The sequence below is a fragment of the Microbacterium sp. P26 genome, from assembly GCF_023712585.1.
In the GTDB taxonomy this organism is placed as follows: Bacteria; Actinomycetota; Actinomycetes; order Actinomycetales; family Microbacteriaceae; genus Microbacterium; species Microbacterium algihabitans_A.
Genome location: NZ_JAMAXZ010000008.1, coordinates 167,520 through 183,831 on the forward strand (window position 1 = coordinate 167,520; position 16,312 = coordinate 183,831).

A 16,312-nucleotide genomic window follows, 5' to 3' on the forward strand; every position below is an offset into this window, starting at 1 on the left:
TTCACCGACCTGCGCCGCTCCGACCTCCGCCCCGCGCCCGCCGACCCTGTGGAGGGTCCCCGGGAGTGCGAAAGCCGCTCCGGTAGGGTGGACCGCGCAACACCCGTACCGTGCGACCCGTCCGCCGCATAGATAGGCCTCACCCCTCGTGACCACTCCTGCGACGCCCGCCGACACCCCCGCGCCCGCTGCCGATCGTCCTCTGCGCATCCTCATCGGTGCCGACACCTTCTCGCCGCACGTCAACGGCGCCGCTCGTTTCGCCGAGCGCCTCGCTGCGGGCCTCGTCGCCCGCGGCCACGACGTGCACGTCTCCGCGCCGAGCGTCGGGCACGGCAACGCCGGCACCGCGACCGAGGTGATCGAGGGCGAGAAGATGGTGATGCACCGTCTCCCGGCCTATCGCTTCCTGCCGCACGACTGGCTGACCTTCGTGCTGCCGTGGCGCGGCAAGCACTACGCCCGCGTCGTTCTCGACGAGGTCAAGCCCGACGTCGTGCACATCCAGTCGCACATCATCATCGGCCGTGGTCTCGCCCGCGAGGCGCGCAAGCGCGGCATCCCCGTCGTCGCGACCAACCACGTGATGGCCGAGAACATCCTCGACTTCACCACTCTTCCCGACTTCCTCGACCGCATCTTCGTCAAGCTTGCGTGGGCCGATGCCGAGCGCACCTTCAAGATGACGCGCGCCGTGACGACCCCGACGCGCAAGGCCGCCGACTTCCTCGAGTCGACGATCGACATCTCGGGTGTCATCCCCATCTCGTGCGGCATCGATCGCTCGAACTATTCGCCCGACCTGACACCGCGCGATGCGAACCGCATCCTCTTCGTCGGCCGCTTGACGACCGAGAAGCACATCGACGTCGTGCTGAAGGCCCTCTCGCAGCTCGACCCCGCCCTCGACGCGAGCTTCGACATCGTCGGCGGCGGCGACCAGCGCGCCAAGCTCGAGGCGCTCGCCCGGCAGCTCGGCGTGGCATCGCGGGTCACGTTCCACGGCCATGCGTCCGAAGAAGACCTGCGCGCGCTGTACTCGCGTGCCAGCGTGTTCGCCATCGCCTCGATCGCGGAGCTGCAGTCGATCGCGACCATGGAGGCCATGGCATCCGGTCTGCCGATCGTCGCGGCCAATGCCGTGGCGCTCCCGCACCTCGTGCACGATGGGGAGAACGGCTACCTCTTCGAGCCGGGCGACGCCGACGAGCTCGCCGCACGTCTGACCGACGTGCTCACGGCTGCACCGGACGAACGCACGCGCATGCAGCAGGCGTCGCTCGATGCGGTCGCCGTGCACGACATCACCCGCACGCTCGACACCTTCGAGGCGCTGTACCGCGGTCGACCCCTGCCGGAGTAAGCCCGTGCACGTCGTCATGTTCGCCGACCAGCACCTCGAGTCGCTCGGCGGCGCGCAGGTGTCGATGCGCCTGCAGAAGCGTTTCCTCGAGCGCGCCGGGCACGTCGTCACCGTCGTCGCCCCGCGTCTTCGGCGCCCGGGTGCGCACGATCTCGCGTACCTCGACCTCCCCTCGATCGCGATCACTCCCGATCGCGAGTACGCCCTCACCTGGCCGGGTGCCCGCACGGATCGGTTCCTCGATGCCGAGATGGGCGCGCGCCTGCCGGTCGACGTCGTCCACGTGCAGGCCGACTTCTGGGGGGCCTTCATCGGGCACCGGTACGCCGCGCGGCACGGGCTGCCCGTCGTGCACACGATGCACAACCGCGTCGACGTGGGGATCGAGGCGACGGCTCCGTTCCCCGGCCTCGTGCTGCGCGCACTGAACGCCTGGGCCCGACGGGCCCTGCCGCGGGTGGCGCCGTGGGGGCACGCGACCGAGACCTCCGCGCAGAATCCGACCTCTCCGGCCTGCTCACGGACGGATGGGTGGGCGTTCCTCCACCAGCTCGCACGCCTCTCGCGAGCGGTGACCGCTCCCTCCGGTCACTTCGCCCGCCGGCTCGAGCGCCACGGCGTGGCCCCGCGCGTCGACGTCATCTGGAACGGCATCGACGACGACGTGCTCGACGCCGCCCTCGCCGCCGGGCCGGCCGTGCGCGCGGAGGGTCGTCCGCGCTTCATCTGGCTCGGGCGTATGAGTCCCGAGAAGCGACTGCTTCCCTTCCTCGAGGCGGTCGTGGCGTCGGGCATCGACGCCGAGGTCGAGGTCGTGGGCGGGGGTGCCGAGCTCGCGAAGGCGAAGCGTCTCATCGAGCGCGCCGCGCCGCAGGCGACCGTGACCTTCGCCGGGCGCCTGTCGTACTCCGAGACCCTCGCCCGCCTGGCCGCGGCCGATGCGGTGGTGCAGACCTCGATCGGCTTCGAGACGCAGGGGATGACCGTCTTCGAGGCGGCCTCGCTCGGAACGCCGGCGGTCGTCAGCGACCCCGACATCGCCGCTGAGCTGGGGTCGGGAACGTGGACGGTGGCGGATGCCACGACCCAGGCCCTCGCCGATGCGCTGGCCCGCGCGGCATCCGACATCACCGCCGGCACCCCCGTCGTACCGGATCCGTCGATCGCCGAGCGCTTCCGCCAGTCGTCACGCACGGGCGCGATGGTCGCGGTGTACGAGCGCGCGGTCGCGGCCGGCCGCTGATACGCCAGGACGCACCCGGCGCCCGCGCCTCGGACCGATGGCGGATGCCGTCAAGGCTCAGTCGGCGCGGACGACGCGCAGCGGGGCCGTGGTCGGCGATGCCACGACGCGCTTCACCGCGGGCTCCGAGGCGACCGGAACCACGGCGCGGGCGGGGCGTTCCGCGCGAGTGACGCGCGAGGGGTCGGTGGGGATGCGGCCGTAGCCGTCGGTTCGCACGACCCATACGGTCGCGACGATGCCGGTGAGGGACAGGATGCCGAGAGCGATGAGATATGCCATGGCAGAAAACCTACGTGTAGAGGAATTGCGCCCGCGAGTGGCATGATGGACGCAGTTCGTAAGATTTCTGCCACAACGGAGGTTCGCATGCGCTCGGTCGCCGTCGTCGTCCAGCCGGGGTTCGCCCCGTTCGAATTCGGTCTTGCCTGTGAGGCGTTCGGCCTCGACCGCAGCGATGACGGCATTCCGAACTTCGACTTCCGCATCGTGGCGCCCGACCCCGGCGTCGTGCCCTCCAACATCGGCTTCTCGATGAACGTCGAACTCGGTCTCGAGGCGGCGGCGGATGTCGACATCCTCGTCCTCGCGCCGATCCCGCGGTCGCAGTGGGAGGCCGTCGACGAGCGGGTGATCGAGGTGGTCCGCGCCGCTCATGCCCGGGGCTCGTGGTTGCTGAGCGTGTGCAGCGGATCGTTCGTGATCGCGGCATCCGGAGTACTCGACGGCAAACGGGCGACGACGCACTGGCGCTACGCCGACGTGATGGCGCGCATGTATCCCCACATCGAGGTCGACCCCGACGTGCTCTATGTGCAGTCCGACAACATCATCACGAGCGCCGGCACCGCCGCGGGGCTCGACGCGTGCCTGCACCTGCTGCGGCAGGAGCTCGGCACCGAGCTCGCCAACCGCATCGCCCGCCGCATGGTCGTCGCCCCCCAGCGCGACGGAGGGCAGGCGCAGTTCATCGCCTCGCCCATCCCGATCGACGCGTCTCTCTCGCTCGCGCCGGTGACCGAGTGGATGCTGCAGAACCTCGATGCCGAGCTCTCGGTCGACCGGCTGGCCGCTCGGGCCCACATGTCACCGCGGACGTTCGCGCGCCGGTTCAAGGCCGACCTCGGTGCGACCCCGGCGGCCTGGCTCGCTCGCCAACGTCTGCTGCACGCGCAGCGTCTGCTCGAAGAGACCGACCTCGGTCTGGATCGCATCGCGGCGGAGTGCGGCTTCGGCTCGGCGGCGGTGCTGCGGCAGAACTTCGCCCGGACGATGGGACTGACCCCGACGGCCTACCGGGCGCGCTTCTCGTGCAGCGAGGAACGCGCGGTGACGCCCGAGGCTGTTTCGGCCTGAGCCCTGCCGTGCGGGCAGCAGGGCGGTGGGGTGTCGCGTGACCGGTGGGCCACCACCCTTCTGCATGGGGTGGAAAGGCGGTGGCCCGCCGGCGTCAGTTGTATCCGAGGATCACGCTCGACTCGCTCTCCCCCTCGAAGGAGGTGGCGGCGGCGATCGTGCGACGGTCGGATTCATCCACCGCTCAAGCGTGCACCGCGAGCGGAGCGCGTTCAGCGATCCTGACGAAACGCACACAGCCGCGGCGTCGCGTGACGGCTGGCCCGACGGATCCGGTGGCATCCCGGCATCCGTTGCCCTCCGCTCCTCACGCTGCTAAACTTGAGTCAACGCAACTCAAGTTTGCGAACAGACTTCCAGGAGACCACATGAACGCCACGCAGCAGCCGGGGCAGGAAGACGCGCGCAGCGCCCTCGAGCAATTCGGCATCAACCTCACCGACCGGGCCCGCCAGGGCAAGCTCGACCCCGTGATCGGGCGCGACGGCGAGATCCGCCGCGTCAGCCAGGTGCTCACCCGGCGCACCAAGAACAACCCCGTGCTCATCGGCGAACCCGGCGTCGGCAAGACCGCCGTCGTCGAGGGCCTCGCCCAGCGCATCGTCGCGGGCGACGTCGCCGAGAGCCTCAAGAACAAAGAACTCGTCTCGCTCGACATCTCGGCGCTCGTCGCCGGCGCGATGTACCGCGGCCAGTTCGAGGAGCGCCTCAAGAGCGTCCTCAAGGAGATCACCGAGTCCGACGGACGCATCATCACGTTCATCGACGAGCTGCACGTGCTCATGGGCGCGGGGGGCGGTGAGGGCTCGGTCGCGGCCTCGAACATGCTCAAGCCCATGCTGGCGCGCGGCGAGCTGCGGCTCATCGGTGCCACGACGCTGGACGAGTACCGCGAGTTCATCGAGAAGGACGCAGCGCTCGAGCGGCGCTTCCAGCAGGTGTACGTCGGCGAGCCCACGGTCGAAGACACGGTGGCGATCCTGCGCGGGCTCAAGGAGCGTTACGAGGCGCACCACAAGGTCGCGATCGCGGATGCCGCGCTGGTCGCCGCCGCTTCGCTCTCCAACCGGTACATCCCCTCGCGCCAGCTGCCCGACAAGGCGATCGACCTGATCGACGAGGCAGCTTCGCGCTTGCGCATGGAGATCGACTCCGCGCCCCTCGAGATCGACGAACTGCGTCGCCACGTCGACCGCCTCAAGCTCGAAGAGCTCGCGTTGAAGAAGGAGAAGGACGCCGCCTCGAAGGAGCGCCTCGCCACCCTGCGCGAGACCCTCGGCGCCGAGCAAGCCAAGCTCGACGAGCTGCAGGCCCGGTGGGAGCGCGAGCGCGCCTCGCTCAACCGCGTGGGCGACCTGAAGACCCGCCTCGATGCCGCCCGCGTCGATGCCGAGCGCGCGCAGCGCGAGGGCAACCTCGAGCGCGCTTCGCGACTGCTGTACGCCGAAATCCCGGCGCTGGAGCGCGAATTGATGACCGCCGAACGCGAAGAGCCCGCGGGCGACCGCATGGTCAACGAGCAGGTGACCGACGAAGACATCGCGGCCGTCATCGCGGCGTGGACGGGCATTCCGGTCGGACGCCTGCTGCAGGGCGAGACCGAGAAGCTCCTCAACCTCGAGCGCGAGCTCGGCAAGCGCCTGATCGGCCAGCGTGATGCGGTGAAGGCGGTGTCGGATGCCGTGCGCCGCTCCCGCGCGGGCATCAGCGACCCGCACCGGCCGGTCGGTTCGTTCCTGTTCCTCGGTCCGACCGGTGTCGGCAAGACCGAGCTGGCCAAGTCGCTCGCCGACTTCCTCTTCGACGACGAGCACGCCATGGTGCGCATCGACATGTCGGAGTACGGCGAGAAGCACTCCGTCTCGCGCCTGGTCGGTGCCCCTCCGGGCTACATCGGCTACGAGCAGGGCGGTCAGTTGACCGAGGCCGTGCGGCGTCGGCCGTACTCGGTCGTGCTGCTCGACGAGGTCGAGAAGGCGCACCCCGAGGTGTTCGACGTGCTGCTGCAGGTCATGGACGACGGTCGCCTGACCGACGGACAGGGGCGCACGGTCGATTTCACCAACGTCATCCTGATCCTCACCTCGAACCTCGGCTCGCCGATCCTCATCGACCCCACCCTGTCGATGGAGACGAAGCGCGAGCAGGTGCAGGCACTCGTGCGCCAGGCGTTCAAGCCCGAGTTCGTGAACCGCCTCGACGACATCGTGATCTTCCAGGCGCTGAGCCAGGACGACCTCGCGCAGATCGTCGAGCTCGCCGTCGACGCGCTGCACAAGCGACTGCGCGAGCGCCGGCTGAGCCTCGCGGTCACCCCCGATGCCCGGTCGTGGCTGGCCGAGCGCGGGTACGACCCGGTGTACGGCGCCCGTCCGCTGCGGCGTCTGATCCAGACCGAGATCCAGAACCGCCTCGCGATGGCGATCCTCGCCGGAACCGTGCGCGATGGAGACGTCGTGCGGGTCGACGTGGCCAGCGACGGCGATTCGCTCATGCTCGTGAGCACCGGCCCCGCAGAGGACGAGCCGAACGACGACGACGTGATCGAGGCCGAGATCGTCGAGTAGAACGGAAGAGGGGGGATGCCGCGGCATCCCCCCTCTTCGTTCGTGCGAGCCTGTGACGTGCGGAGTCCGCAGCGCGAGGCGTGCCGGATGCCGGGACTCAGGCGTCGACGAGCAGCGACTCCGCGACGGTGCGGCGCTCGCGGGGAGCGAGCTCGCGCTGACGCAGACCCTCTTCGGCGGCGTCGATGTCGCCCAGCGCGCCGACCGCGATCACGGTCACGGGGGTGAAGCGGGGGTCGATGTCGAAGGCCGCGCGCAGGTCGTCGGCGACGAATCCGCCCATCTGGTGGGTGGCGAGACCCTCGGCGTGCGCCTGCACGGTGAAGTGCGCGGCGGCCTGGCCGGCGTCGTAGAGGGCCCAGGGACGAGCGTCACCCTCAGCGGTCTCGTTCTCGGCGAGCACGACCAGCAGCGCACCGGCGGCGGGCGCCCACGCCTGGTTGAAGCCCATCAGGGCCGAGACGACCTTGGCGTGCGCCTCGCCACCGCGGCGGGCGAGGATCATGCGCCAGGGCTGGTGGTTCATGCCCGTGGGGGTCCAGCGGGCCGCCTCGAGGGCGGAACGCAGTGCTTCTTCGTCGATCGGGGTCTCGGCGTCGAAGACGCGAGTGCTCCAGCGCTCGGCGAGCACGTCGAGGATCGGGGCGTCGGTGGGGGCGGTGCGGTCGAGAACGAGTGACATGGGTACTCCTGAGGAACGGGGACGATGCCGGGACTCCATTGACCCGAACCAGTGAACGCCCACGGGCCGCCGAGTGTTCCCGTGTGAAGTTATGCGTCGCCGATGAGTCCGCGCACGCGCGGCAAAGCCCGGGTGGGGCTCACGGCATCCGCGTCACTCGCTCCACGACGCGGGACCTGCGGTGCCCGCGGGATACTCGTCGAGGGGCACCTCGTTCGCACGCCAGGCGTCGATGACCGGCTGCACGATCCGCCAGCACTGCTCGGCCGCGTCGCCGCGGACCGCGAGCATCGCATCGCCGTCGAGGATGCCCGAGAGCACCTCGCCGTAGGCCTTGAGGGCGCCCTCACCGAGGTCGGCCGCCAGGGTCACCCGCTCCAACTCGAGCGGGTCGTCGGCGCCGTTGACGTTGAGGCCGAGGCTCATCGTGTCGGGCCCGAGAGAGAAGACCAGCTCCGACGGCTCGCTCTCGCCGACGAAGCCTCCGGGCAGGTGCCGCACCGGCTTGAACGTCACGGTGATGGCGCGGTGGCCCGAGCTGAGCGCCTTACCCGAGCGCAGCGTGATCGGAACGCCCTGCCACCGGGCGTTGCGCACCTCGACCGTCATCTCGGCGAGCGTCTCGGTGCCGCGCGCCGCGTCGACCCCCGGTTCGTCGACGTAGGAGGGGAAGTGGCGATCACCGACGTCGCCCGCGGTGTACCGGGCCCGACGGGAGTTTCGCACGGGGTCGTCGTCTCGCACGTGGGTGGCGCGCAGCACCGCCGAGGTGGCATCGCGTAGATCGAGTTGATTGAGGGATGCCGGGGGCTCCATCGTCACGAAGGCCATGACCTGCAGAAGGTGGCTCTGGATCATGTCGACGAGGGCGCCCGCGCCGTCGTAGTAGCCCGCGCGACCCTCGAGACCGAGGGGTTCGGGATAGTCGATCTCGACGGAGCCGATGTCGTCGGCCGACCACACGCTCTCGAGGAGGCGGTTCGCGAAGCGGGCCCCGAGGAGATTGAGCACGGTCGAACGGCCGAGGAAGTGGTCGATGCGGAAGACCTGGTCTTCGGGGACGAGTTTCGCCAGCTGCTGGTTGAGCCGGTGCGCGCTCGCCTCGTCGGTGCCGAAGGGCTTCTCGAGTGCGAGGACCGTGCCCTCGGGGATCTTCACGTCGCTGAGCGCCAGGCAGGCCTTCTCGGCGATCGCCGGGGGGACGGCGAAGTAGAGGGCGGGGCGGCCCTCGGCGTCGTCGAGGAGCTTTTGCAGGTCGGCGGGCGTGGTGATGTCGGCCTGCGAATAGGTGGTCTGCGAGACCTGGTCGAAGGCCGCCGCGGCATCCGTCGTCTGGAACGACTTCTTCACCGCCTCGCGCCAGTGCTCGTCGCTCCAGTCGTCCATGCCGGCGCCGTGCAGACGCACCGACCGGCCCGGTTCGCGCGTGAGCAACTGGCCGAGGGCCGGCAGCAGCAGGCGAGAGGTGAGGTCGCCCGAGGCGCCCAGGATGATCAGAGTCGTGTCCGCGGCCATGTCGTCACCGTAGCGCTGCCCTCCGACACCGGCCGGGTGCTTGCAGCGGGTGCATGGATGCCACTAGCGCGACGCTCGGCCACGATGTCGGTGGTTGCTGTCACAATCCGAGGGTGACGACTCCGATCGAGGATTACGCACTCCTCAGCAACTGCCGATCCGCCGCCCTCGTGTCATCGCGGGGCAGCATCGACTGGCTGTGCCTGCCGCGGTACGACAGCGGGTCGATGTTCGGCGCCCTGCTCGGCGACGAGTCGCACGGCGCCTGGTCGCTGCGACCGGCCGACCCCGACGCCCGGTCGACGCGCCGCTACGACGGCGACACGTTCGTGCTCGTCACGCGGTGGGAGACCTCGACGGGCATCGCCGACGTCTACGACGCCATGCCCGTCGACGAGGGCATCGAGGCCGTCGTCCGGCGGGTCGTGGGGGTGGCCGGTGCGGTCGACTTCGTCAGTGAGGTGCGCCTGCGCTTCGACTACGCCCGCGCGGTTCCGTGGGTGCAGCAGGTCGGCCAGGGCGGGGAGCACGCGATCCTTGCTGTCGCCGGTCCCGACGCCGTGACGATCCGCGGCCCGCGCCTGATCGCGACCGACACCGCCCACCTCGGCCGCTGGACGACGGCGGCGGGCGAGAGCGTCGACTCGGTGCTGATGTGGGGACCGTCGTGGCAGAAGGCGCCGGCGCCCTTCAACGTCGAGGCCGCCCTCGAGCGCACGCGCGAGTGGTGGGCGGCGTGGGCTGATCGCGTGCAGGCGGCCGGCACCCATCCCGAGCTCGTCACGCGTTCGCTCATGGTGCTGCGCGCGCTCACGCACTCCGAGACGGGCGGCATCGTGGCGGCGGCGACCACCTCGCTGCCCGAGGCCTTCGGCGGCTCCCGCAACTGGGACTACCGCTACGTGTGGCTGCGCGACGCCGCCCTCACCCTCAGCGCCTACATCGAGCACGGCTACCTCGACGCCGCGCACCGCTGGCGCGACTGGCTGTTGCGGGCGATCGCCGGCGACCCGGCCGACGTGCAGATCATGTACGGCATCGCCGGAGAACGCGACCTGCCCGAGCGCGAGATCTCGAGCCTGCCCGGGTATGGCGGGGCCGCCCCGGTGCGCATCGGCAACGGCGCGGTCGACCAGTACCAGGCCGATGTCATCGGCGAGGTGATGGTGGCGCTCGATGCCGCGCGCACCGCGGGGGTGGCCGAGACGACCTTCTCGTGGGCGCTGCAGCGGGCTCTCCTGGCGCAGCTCGTGAAGTGGGTCGATCGACCCGACCTCGGCATCTGGGAGATGCGGGGCGATCCGCACTTCTTCACGCACTCGCGCGCCATGATCTGGGCGGCCTTCGACCGCGGCATCCGGGCCGTTGAAGAGGGGGGCCTCGACGGCGAGGTCGACACGTGGCGGCAGATGCGCGACCGCGTGCGTGCCGAGATCGATGCGCGGGGCGTGCACCAGGGCGGCTGGTTCTCGCAGCACTTCGACACCGACGAGGTCGACGCTTCGCTGCTCGTGCTGCCGCAGGTGGGCTTCTGCGCCTACGACGACCCGCGCATGCTCGCGACGGTGGCCCGCATGGAAGAGACGCTCATGCCCGACGGGTGGTTGCTGCGGTACCGGACCACCGGCGTCGATGGGCTGACCGGTGACGAGCATCCGTTCCTCGCCTGCTCGTTCTGGCTGGTGGGTCAGTACGCACACAGTGGCCGCCGCGACGACGCCGAAGCCCTCATGCACCGTCTGACCTCGGTGGCCAACGACCTCGGCCTGCTGTCCGAGGAGTACGACCCCGTGACCGGTCGACAGGCGGGCAACACCCCGCAGGCCCTCTCCCACCTCGCCCTCGTGGGCGCCGCCGATGCACTCGACAAGACCGACCCGGGCAGGGCGTCCGGGTCGTAGAGTCGCGGCATGGACGACGACGGCGAGCTCGGAAGACTCCGGGAGCGTGTCTACGGTGCAGACGGGGGCAGCGCGACCCCCGAGATGATCGCGCGTCTCGTCGAACTCGAAGACGACGCGCGCCGGATGCCATCGGGGGTCCCCGCGGCTGCCGCCGCCGTCCCGCCGCACCCGGCCACCCCGGCCACCCCGGCCACCCCGGCCACCCCGGCCACGCCGGTCACGCCGGCCACGCCGGTCACGACGCCGGATGCCGCGGCATCGGACGACCGGCCGAGCCCACCCCGCGGCGAGCCGGATGACCCTTCAGCCGACACTGACGGCACCCCGCTCGCCCGCCCCGCAGACCGGCCGCCCCGCCGCATCCTGCGCTGGACGCTGACCGCGGTCGGCGCAGCCGCTCTCGTCGGCGTCGGCATCGCGATCGGGTCGAGCATGGCCATGCCCGCGGCGACCGCCGATCCGGCCGTCTCCGACCTGCCCGAGATGGCGTTCCCGCAGACGACGGAAGACGTCATCTCGGCCGACATCATGCGCGACAGCGGCATCGACGCCGCGAGCACGCGCTACATCGCCACGATCGACGACTTCCGCATCTACCTCGCCCGGCCCGACGACGGTGACGGACGCTGCATCGTCGCCTTCACCTCGAGCGACAACCGCCCCTGGTCGGCGGGGTGCGCCAGCGGAGCGCAGACCGGCGCCGCGGTCTTCGGCATCGATCAGAGCCTCACGGTCGCGATCGGTGAGCCCAGCGGCGACCAGGTGGCCGGTGAGCCCCTCCGCCTGTCCGACAGCGTCACGGCCTACGTGGCGCCCTAGCCCCGCGTCGCGACACCCGTGACGCGCTGAACGAAGGAGAACGACGATGTTCCACCCCGATGGTGCGTACTCGGGTCTCGCGGTCGACGACCTCGAGGCCGCACACCGCTTCTACGCCGACACGCTCGGCATCCGCGTCGAGGTGCTCGAGGGCTCGGGCTTCCTGACGCTGCACCTGGCCTCCGGCGGGCGCGTGCTCGTCTACGGCAAGCCCCACCACGAGCCCGCGTCGTTCACGGTGCTCAACTTCCCCGTCGCCGACGTCGAGTCGGCGGTCGACGATCTACGCTCACGCGGCGTCGACACGAAGATCTACGACGACGAGAACTTCCCGACCGACTCCCGCGGCATCATGCGCGAGGGTGGTCCGCTCATCGCCTGGTTCCGCGACCCCGCGGGCAACGTGCTGGCCGTGCTCGAGGAGTGAGCGCGCCCCGCGCACAGAGGAAGCGGGCGGATGCCGAAGACTTCGGCATCCGCCCGCTCGAAAGACCGCGGCGGAGCGCTCAGCCCTTCAGCGCCTCCACCAGCTTCACGCGGGCCCCCATGCGCAGCAGCGAGTTGCGGTAGATGCGCGAGGCGACGCCGATGGCGAGCACGCACGACACGAGCAGCACGATCAGCGACAGCACCGGCTCCCACCACTGCGCGTCGCCGAGGTACATGCGAAGGGGCATGCCCACGGGGGCCGAGAACGGCACGTACGACATGATCGTCAGCACGACGGGGTTGTCGTTGAAGAAGATCACGAGGAAGTACGGTGCCATGATCAGCATCGTGATCGGGGTCGTCGTCGCACCGATGTCTTCCTGACGCGAGACCATCGCGGCCGCGGCGGCGAACAGCGACGCCAGCAGCACGAAGCCGAACAGGAAGAAGATCGCGAACCAGGCGATCGGTGCGCCCAGGGTGTCGAGCACGCCCGCCTGACCGGTCACGGCGAGCCCCACCACGGCGACCGCGGCCAGCAGCACGATCTGCGCCATCGCGAGGATCGTGTTGCCGAGCACCTTTCCGGCCAGCAGCACTCGCACGGGGATCGCCGAGATGAGGATCTCGACGACGCGCGTCTGCTTCTCTTCGACCACGCTCTGGGCGATCGTGCCTCCGAAGGTCGACGCCGCGATGAGGAAGACGAGTCCGAAGCCCAGGGCGATCAGGTAGCGCAGCGCATCGGCCGCCCCCGCCCCGGGGTCGATCATGTCGACGGGCGGGGTCTCGCTCAGTTTCTGCAGCAGCGTCGAGGGCACGCTGTCTTTCACCACGACGGTGTAGTCGAACGACGCGTCCGACGAGCCCGAGACCAGGGCGGCATCCACCGTGCCGTCTTCGACGAGGGCGCGGGCCGCGTCGTCGCTGTCGGCGACGGTGACGTCGAGACCCTCGAGCCCCGACACGGCGCTCTCGGTCTGCGAGGTCACGGCGACGGGGGTGCCGCTGCCCGAGGCGTTGTTCGCCGCGAAGCCGCCCCACACCACCGAGGCGAGGGCCGCGAGCACGAGGATCGCGGTCGAGATGACGAAGGCCTTGCTCCGCAGCTTCGAGCCGATCTCGCGTTCGGCGACGAGCCAGATGCTCTGCAGCTCGCTGGGGGCGGGGCGCGCGGCGGCCGGCGCGGGCGACGAAGTGCGGGTGGGAGTCGAGGTGCTCACTGGATGACCTCCTTGAAGATCTCGGCCAGGGTCGGCCGTTGGGGGGAGAAGCTGGCGACGTCGCCGCGCTCCACGGCGCCGCGGAGCACCCGCTGCGCGATGGTGTCGTCGGCGGCGTCGAAGAGGGCGTATCCGCCGTCGAAGTCGAGCACCGTCACGCCGGGCTCCTCGCGCAGCCACCCGGCGTCGGCGCGCGAGACGAGCTCGTACCGGTGGGTCGCGTGCTGGGCGCGGAGGTCGTCGCGACTGCCGGCGGCGCGGATCGTGCCCCCGGCGATGATCACGAGGTCGTCGCACAGTCGTTCGACGACGTCGAGCTGGTGCGACGAGAACAGCACGGCCGCTCCCGCTGCCGCCTTCTCCTGCAGCACTCCCGCGACGACGTCGACGGCGAGGGGGTCGAGGCCCGAGAACGGCTCGTCGAGGATCAGCACGTCGGGCTCGTGCACGAGAGAGGCCGCGATCTGGGCGCGCTGCTGGTTGCCGAGCGAGAGCGTCTCGACCAGGTCGCCGAGGCGCTCGCCGAGTCCGAGCCGCTCGAGCAGGGCGGTGGCCTTCTCATTCGCCTCCGCCTTGCCGAAGCCGTGCAGCCGCGCGAGGTAGGCGATGTGCTCGGCGACCTTCATCTTCGGATACAGCCCGCGCTCTTCGGGCATGTAGCCGAAGCGCCGCCGATCCGCCGTGGTCACGGGGGAGCCGTTCAGCTCGACGCTGCCCGCATCTTTCCCCAGCACGCCGAGGGCGATGCGCATGGTCGTGGTCTTGCCGGCGCCGTTGCCGCCGACGAAGCCGGTCAGTCGCCCGGGGGCGACGGTGAATCCCACCTCGTCGAGCACGCGGCGTCCGCCGTAGCTCTTGGTGATGCCGTCCAACTGGAGCACGGTGCATCCCTTCTCTCGATGCCTCCACGCTAGAGACGCGGATGCCGCGGCACCTCCGTCCCGGGGATGGTTCGCGCGCTCCACCGTGAGGCGGAGGGGGCTCGGCGGAGGGCCCCGGAGCCTGTCGAAGGGACGTGAACCGCGAGGTCCCTGAGCCTGTCGAAGGGACCGGTCCCCGCGCGCGCGACGTTCGCCCGCTCCCCCCGCGCCCGGGACTCCGCCCGTCAGGCCAGCCCGTGCCGGTGCGCGAGCACCACGGCCTGCACGCGGTCGCGCGCACCGAGCTTCTGCAGCACGTTCGACACGTGCGTCTTCACGGTCGCCTCGCCGATGAACAGGCGCGCGGCGATCTCGGCGTTGCTGAGGGCCTCGGCGACGAGGGCGAGCACCTCGCTCTCGCGCTCGGTGAGCGGCTCGCTGAGGTGCAGGGTGTCGACCCGGCGTGCGGTGGTCTCGGTGCCTTCCGAGGCAGACGCGGGGCTCGCGAAGGAGCTCCCGGATGCCGCGTCGCCGGCGCCCTGCGCGGCGAAGCGTTCGATGACCCGGCGGGTGACCTCGGGGGCGAGCAACGCGTCGCCCGCGCCCACGATCCGCACCGCCGAGACGAGCTCTTCGGGGCCGGCGTTCTTCAGCAGGAATCCGCTGGCTCCCGCCGCGAGCGCGGCGAACAGGTAGTCGTCGCGGTCGAAGGTGGTCACGATGAGAATCGCGGCGTCGGAGGCGGGATCGGCCGTCAGCAGGCGCGTCGCCTCGAGGCCGTCCATGTCGGGCATCTGCACGTCCATGCAGATCACGTCGGGGCGGAGCCCCCGCGCCGCGTCGATGGCCGCGCGACCCGAGGCGGCCTCGCCGACGACCGTGATGTCGTCTTCGAGCGACAGGATCGTGCGGAACCCCGCGCGCATCATGGCGTGATCGTCGACCAGCAGGACCCGCAGCTCAGACATGCGACACCTCCGGGGTCAGCAGCGGTACCCGCACGCGCACCAACCAGCCGCCGCGCGCGCGAGGGCCGATCTCGATCGTCCCTCCCGACGCGGCCGCGCGCTCCCGCATGCCGAGCTGGCCGAGGCCCGGCGTCGACGAACCACGGCGTCCGGTGTTCGTGATCTCGAGTTCCACGGCATCCGGATCGAACCGCAGGCGCACGTCGGCCGTCGCGTCGGGGCCGGCGTGACGCCGGGCGTTCGTGAGCGCTTCCTGCGCGATGCGGTACAGGTTGACCTGCACGAGCGGCGGGGGATCGGTCGCTGCTTCGCCGATGACCGTGAGTGTGGTGGGGAGGCCTCCCGCCGTGGCCTCGTCGACGAGGCCCGCGATCGAGGTGAGGCCGTGCGTGGTCGGGGCCGTGTCGGGCGCCGCGTCGCCGTCGGGCGTGCGCAGGGTCTCGAGCAGCTGGCGCAGTTCGTGCAACGACGAGCGGGCGGATCCTTCGATGCCCGCGAGCGTCTGCCGCGCGGCATCCGGATCGCGATCCAGCAGCGACCGCGCCACCCCCGCCTGCACGCCCATCAGCGACACGTGGTGGGCGACGACGTCGTGCAGCTCGCGCGCGATGCGCACGCGGTCGAGGGCCACGGCCTGGGCGGCGGTCACCTCGCGCTCGGTCTCGAGCTCGGCCGTGCGCTCCTCGAGGGCGGCGCGCTCGCGCATCTGCTGGTACGAGCGGTTGCCGAAGTAGTAGGCGCCGCCGAAGTACAGCGCGTTGAGGAGGATGTTGAGCAGTTGGTAGGCGACGAACGGCGAGAACGCGCCGGCGCGAGAGAACGGCCCCTCGACGTTCGGGTCGACCGGCTGCGTGGCCTCTTGGAACATCACGATGAACAGCCACGCGAACATGCCGACGATGAGGGCGACGCGCACGATCGTCGCCCGGCGACGGTTGGTCTCCCAGGCGCCCACCGTGTACAGGGCGATGAACATCGCGATGTTGCCCGCATACAGCTCGGGGATGCGGAAGGTCACGGCGAGGAAGTACGCGACCGTGACGATGACCGCGGCGACCGAGGGCCACCGCCGACGGAAGGCGATCGGGACGGCGAGCACCGCGACGTATCCCAGCGCGACCGCGAGCGACCCCTGCTTGTCGCCGTAGATGCCCGAGACCGACGACAGCACGGCGCTGGTCAGCCCACCCAGGAACAGCACGGCGGCGAGCACGAGGTCGTTGCGTTGCTGCGTGCGGGTGAGCCGGGCCATCCCTCCACGGTAGGGGGGACCTCCGACACCTGCATCCCCCGTGGGGTGGAGTCAAGAGGGGCGGGAATACAGGATGCGCCCTGATGCTTGCACGTGAATGAATCCGGGCGCGCGGCGCCCCCGTCTTCTGA

At 70.6% G+C, this 16,312-nt stretch carries 14 protein-coding genes; 7 read left to right on the forward strand and 7 right to left on the reverse strand.

Features of this window, described 5'->3' with window-relative positions; all coding sequences use genetic code 11:
* Positions 1 to 148: 148 nt before the first annotated feature.
* Together M3667_RS15170 and M3667_RS15175 are read left to right on the forward strand one after the other, a co-directional pair.
* Positions 149 to 1,363, forward strand: a complete 1,215-nt coding sequence (locus tag M3667_RS15170; protein WP_251509242.1) for a glycosyltransferase — start codon at positions 149 to 151, stop codon at positions 1,361 to 1,363.
* Positions 1,364 to 1,367: 4 nt separating this feature from the next.
* Positions 1,368 to 2,606: a glycosyltransferase gene (locus tag M3667_RS15175; RefSeq protein WP_251509244.1), complete on the forward strand. Its 1,239-nt coding sequence runs from the start codon at positions 1,368 to 1,370 to the stop codon at positions 2,604 to 2,606.
* A 57-nt stretch (positions 2,607 to 2,663) separates the two neighbouring features.
* On the opposite strand, the gene M3667_RS15180 is transcribed toward M3667_RS15175, so the two are convergent.
* Entirely contained in the window at positions 2,664 to 2,888 is a 225-nt protein-coding gene (locus M3667_RS15180) for a hypothetical protein (protein ID WP_251509246.1), read from the reverse strand.
* 87 nt (positions 2,889 to 2,975) lie between these two features.
* Between M3667_RS15180 and M3667_RS15185 the strand changes: the two genes are divergently transcribed.
* Both M3667_RS15185 and M3667_RS15190 read left to right on the forward strand, forming a co-directional pair.
* Positions 2,976 to 3,962 (forward strand): GlxA family transcriptional regulator, encoded by a 987-nt coding sequence (locus M3667_RS15185; protein WP_251509248.1) that lies wholly within the window; start codon positions 2,976 to 2,978, stop codon positions 3,960 to 3,962.
* A gap of 368 nt (positions 3,963 to 4,330) precedes the next feature.
* Positions 4,331 to 6,529 (forward strand): ATP-dependent Clp protease ATP-binding subunit, encoded by a 2,199-nt coding sequence (locus tag M3667_RS15190; RefSeq protein ID WP_251509250.1) that lies wholly within the window; start codon positions 4,331 to 4,333, stop codon positions 6,527 to 6,529.
* Between the two features lie 97 nt (positions 6,530 to 6,626).
* Here M3667_RS15190 and M3667_RS15195 read toward each other — a convergent pair whose 3' ends face one another.
* Entirely contained in the window at positions 6,627 to 7,211 is a 585-nt protein-coding gene (locus M3667_RS15195) for a nitroreductase family protein (protein ID WP_144831470.1), read from the reverse strand.
* Positions 7,212 to 7,364: 153 nt separating this feature from the next.
* On the reverse strand, positions 7,365 to 8,726 hold the full coding sequence (locus tag M3667_RS15200) for a glucose-6-phosphate dehydrogenase (RefSeq protein ID WP_251509252.1): 1,362 nt from the start codon (positions 8,724 to 8,726) through the stop codon (positions 7,365 to 7,367).
* 113 nt (positions 8,727 to 8,839) lie between these two features.
* Here M3667_RS15200 and M3667_RS15205 point away from each other — a divergent pair, with 113 nt between their 5' ends.
* Genes M3667_RS15205 through M3667_RS15215 form a run of 3 tightly spaced genes read left to right on the forward strand, consistent with a single transcriptional unit; the run spans position 8,840 to position 11,876 of the window.
* Entirely contained in the window at positions 8,840 to 10,627 is a 1,788-nt protein-coding gene (locus M3667_RS15205; RefSeq protein ID WP_251509254.1) for a glycoside hydrolase family 15 protein, read from the forward strand.
* 9 nt (positions 10,628 to 10,636) lie between these two features.
* A complete protein-coding gene (locus M3667_RS15210; protein WP_251509256.1) occupies positions 10,637 to 11,449 on the forward strand; it encodes a hypothetical protein in 813 nt (270 codons plus the stop codon).
* Positions 11,450 to 11,495: 46 nt separating this feature from the next.
* The gene (locus tag M3667_RS15215) at positions 11,496 to 11,876 is read left to right on the forward strand and encodes a VOC family protein (protein WP_251509258.1); all 381 of its coding nucleotides are present in this window, start codon (positions 11,496 to 11,498) and stop codon (positions 11,874 to 11,876) included.
* A 79-nt stretch (positions 11,877 to 11,955) separates the two neighbouring features.
* Here M3667_RS15215 and M3667_RS15220 read toward each other — a convergent pair whose 3' ends face one another.
* From M3667_RS15220 to M3667_RS15235, 4 genes are all read right to left on the reverse strand, one after another.
* Positions 11,956 to 13,101 carry an ABC transporter permease gene (locus tag M3667_RS15220; protein WP_251509260.1) on the reverse strand — a complete coding sequence of 382 codons (1,146 nt, stop codon included), beginning with the start codon at positions 13,099 to 13,101 and terminating at the stop codon, positions 11,956 to 11,958.
* Positions 13,098 to 13,982 (reverse strand): ABC transporter ATP-binding protein, encoded by an 885-nt coding sequence (locus M3667_RS15225; protein ID WP_251509262.1) that lies wholly within the window; start codon positions 13,980 to 13,982, stop codon positions 13,098 to 13,100. The genes M3667_RS15220 and M3667_RS15225 overlap by 4 nt, the downstream gene beginning before the upstream one ends.
* Before the next feature lie 224 nt (positions 13,983 to 14,206).
* Positions 14,207 to 14,929, reverse strand: coding sequence for a response regulator transcription factor (locus M3667_RS15230; protein ID WP_251509264.1), 723 nt, complete (start codon positions 14,927 to 14,929; stop codon positions 14,207 to 14,209).
* The gene (locus M3667_RS15235) at positions 14,922 to 16,181 is read right to left on the reverse strand and encodes a sensor histidine kinase (RefSeq protein WP_251509266.1); all 1,260 of its coding nucleotides are present in this window, start codon (positions 16,179 to 16,181) and stop codon (positions 14,922 to 14,924) included. The genes M3667_RS15230 and M3667_RS15235 overlap by 8 nt, the downstream gene beginning before the upstream one ends.
* Between the last annotated feature and the right edge of the window lie 131 nt (positions 16,182 to 16,312).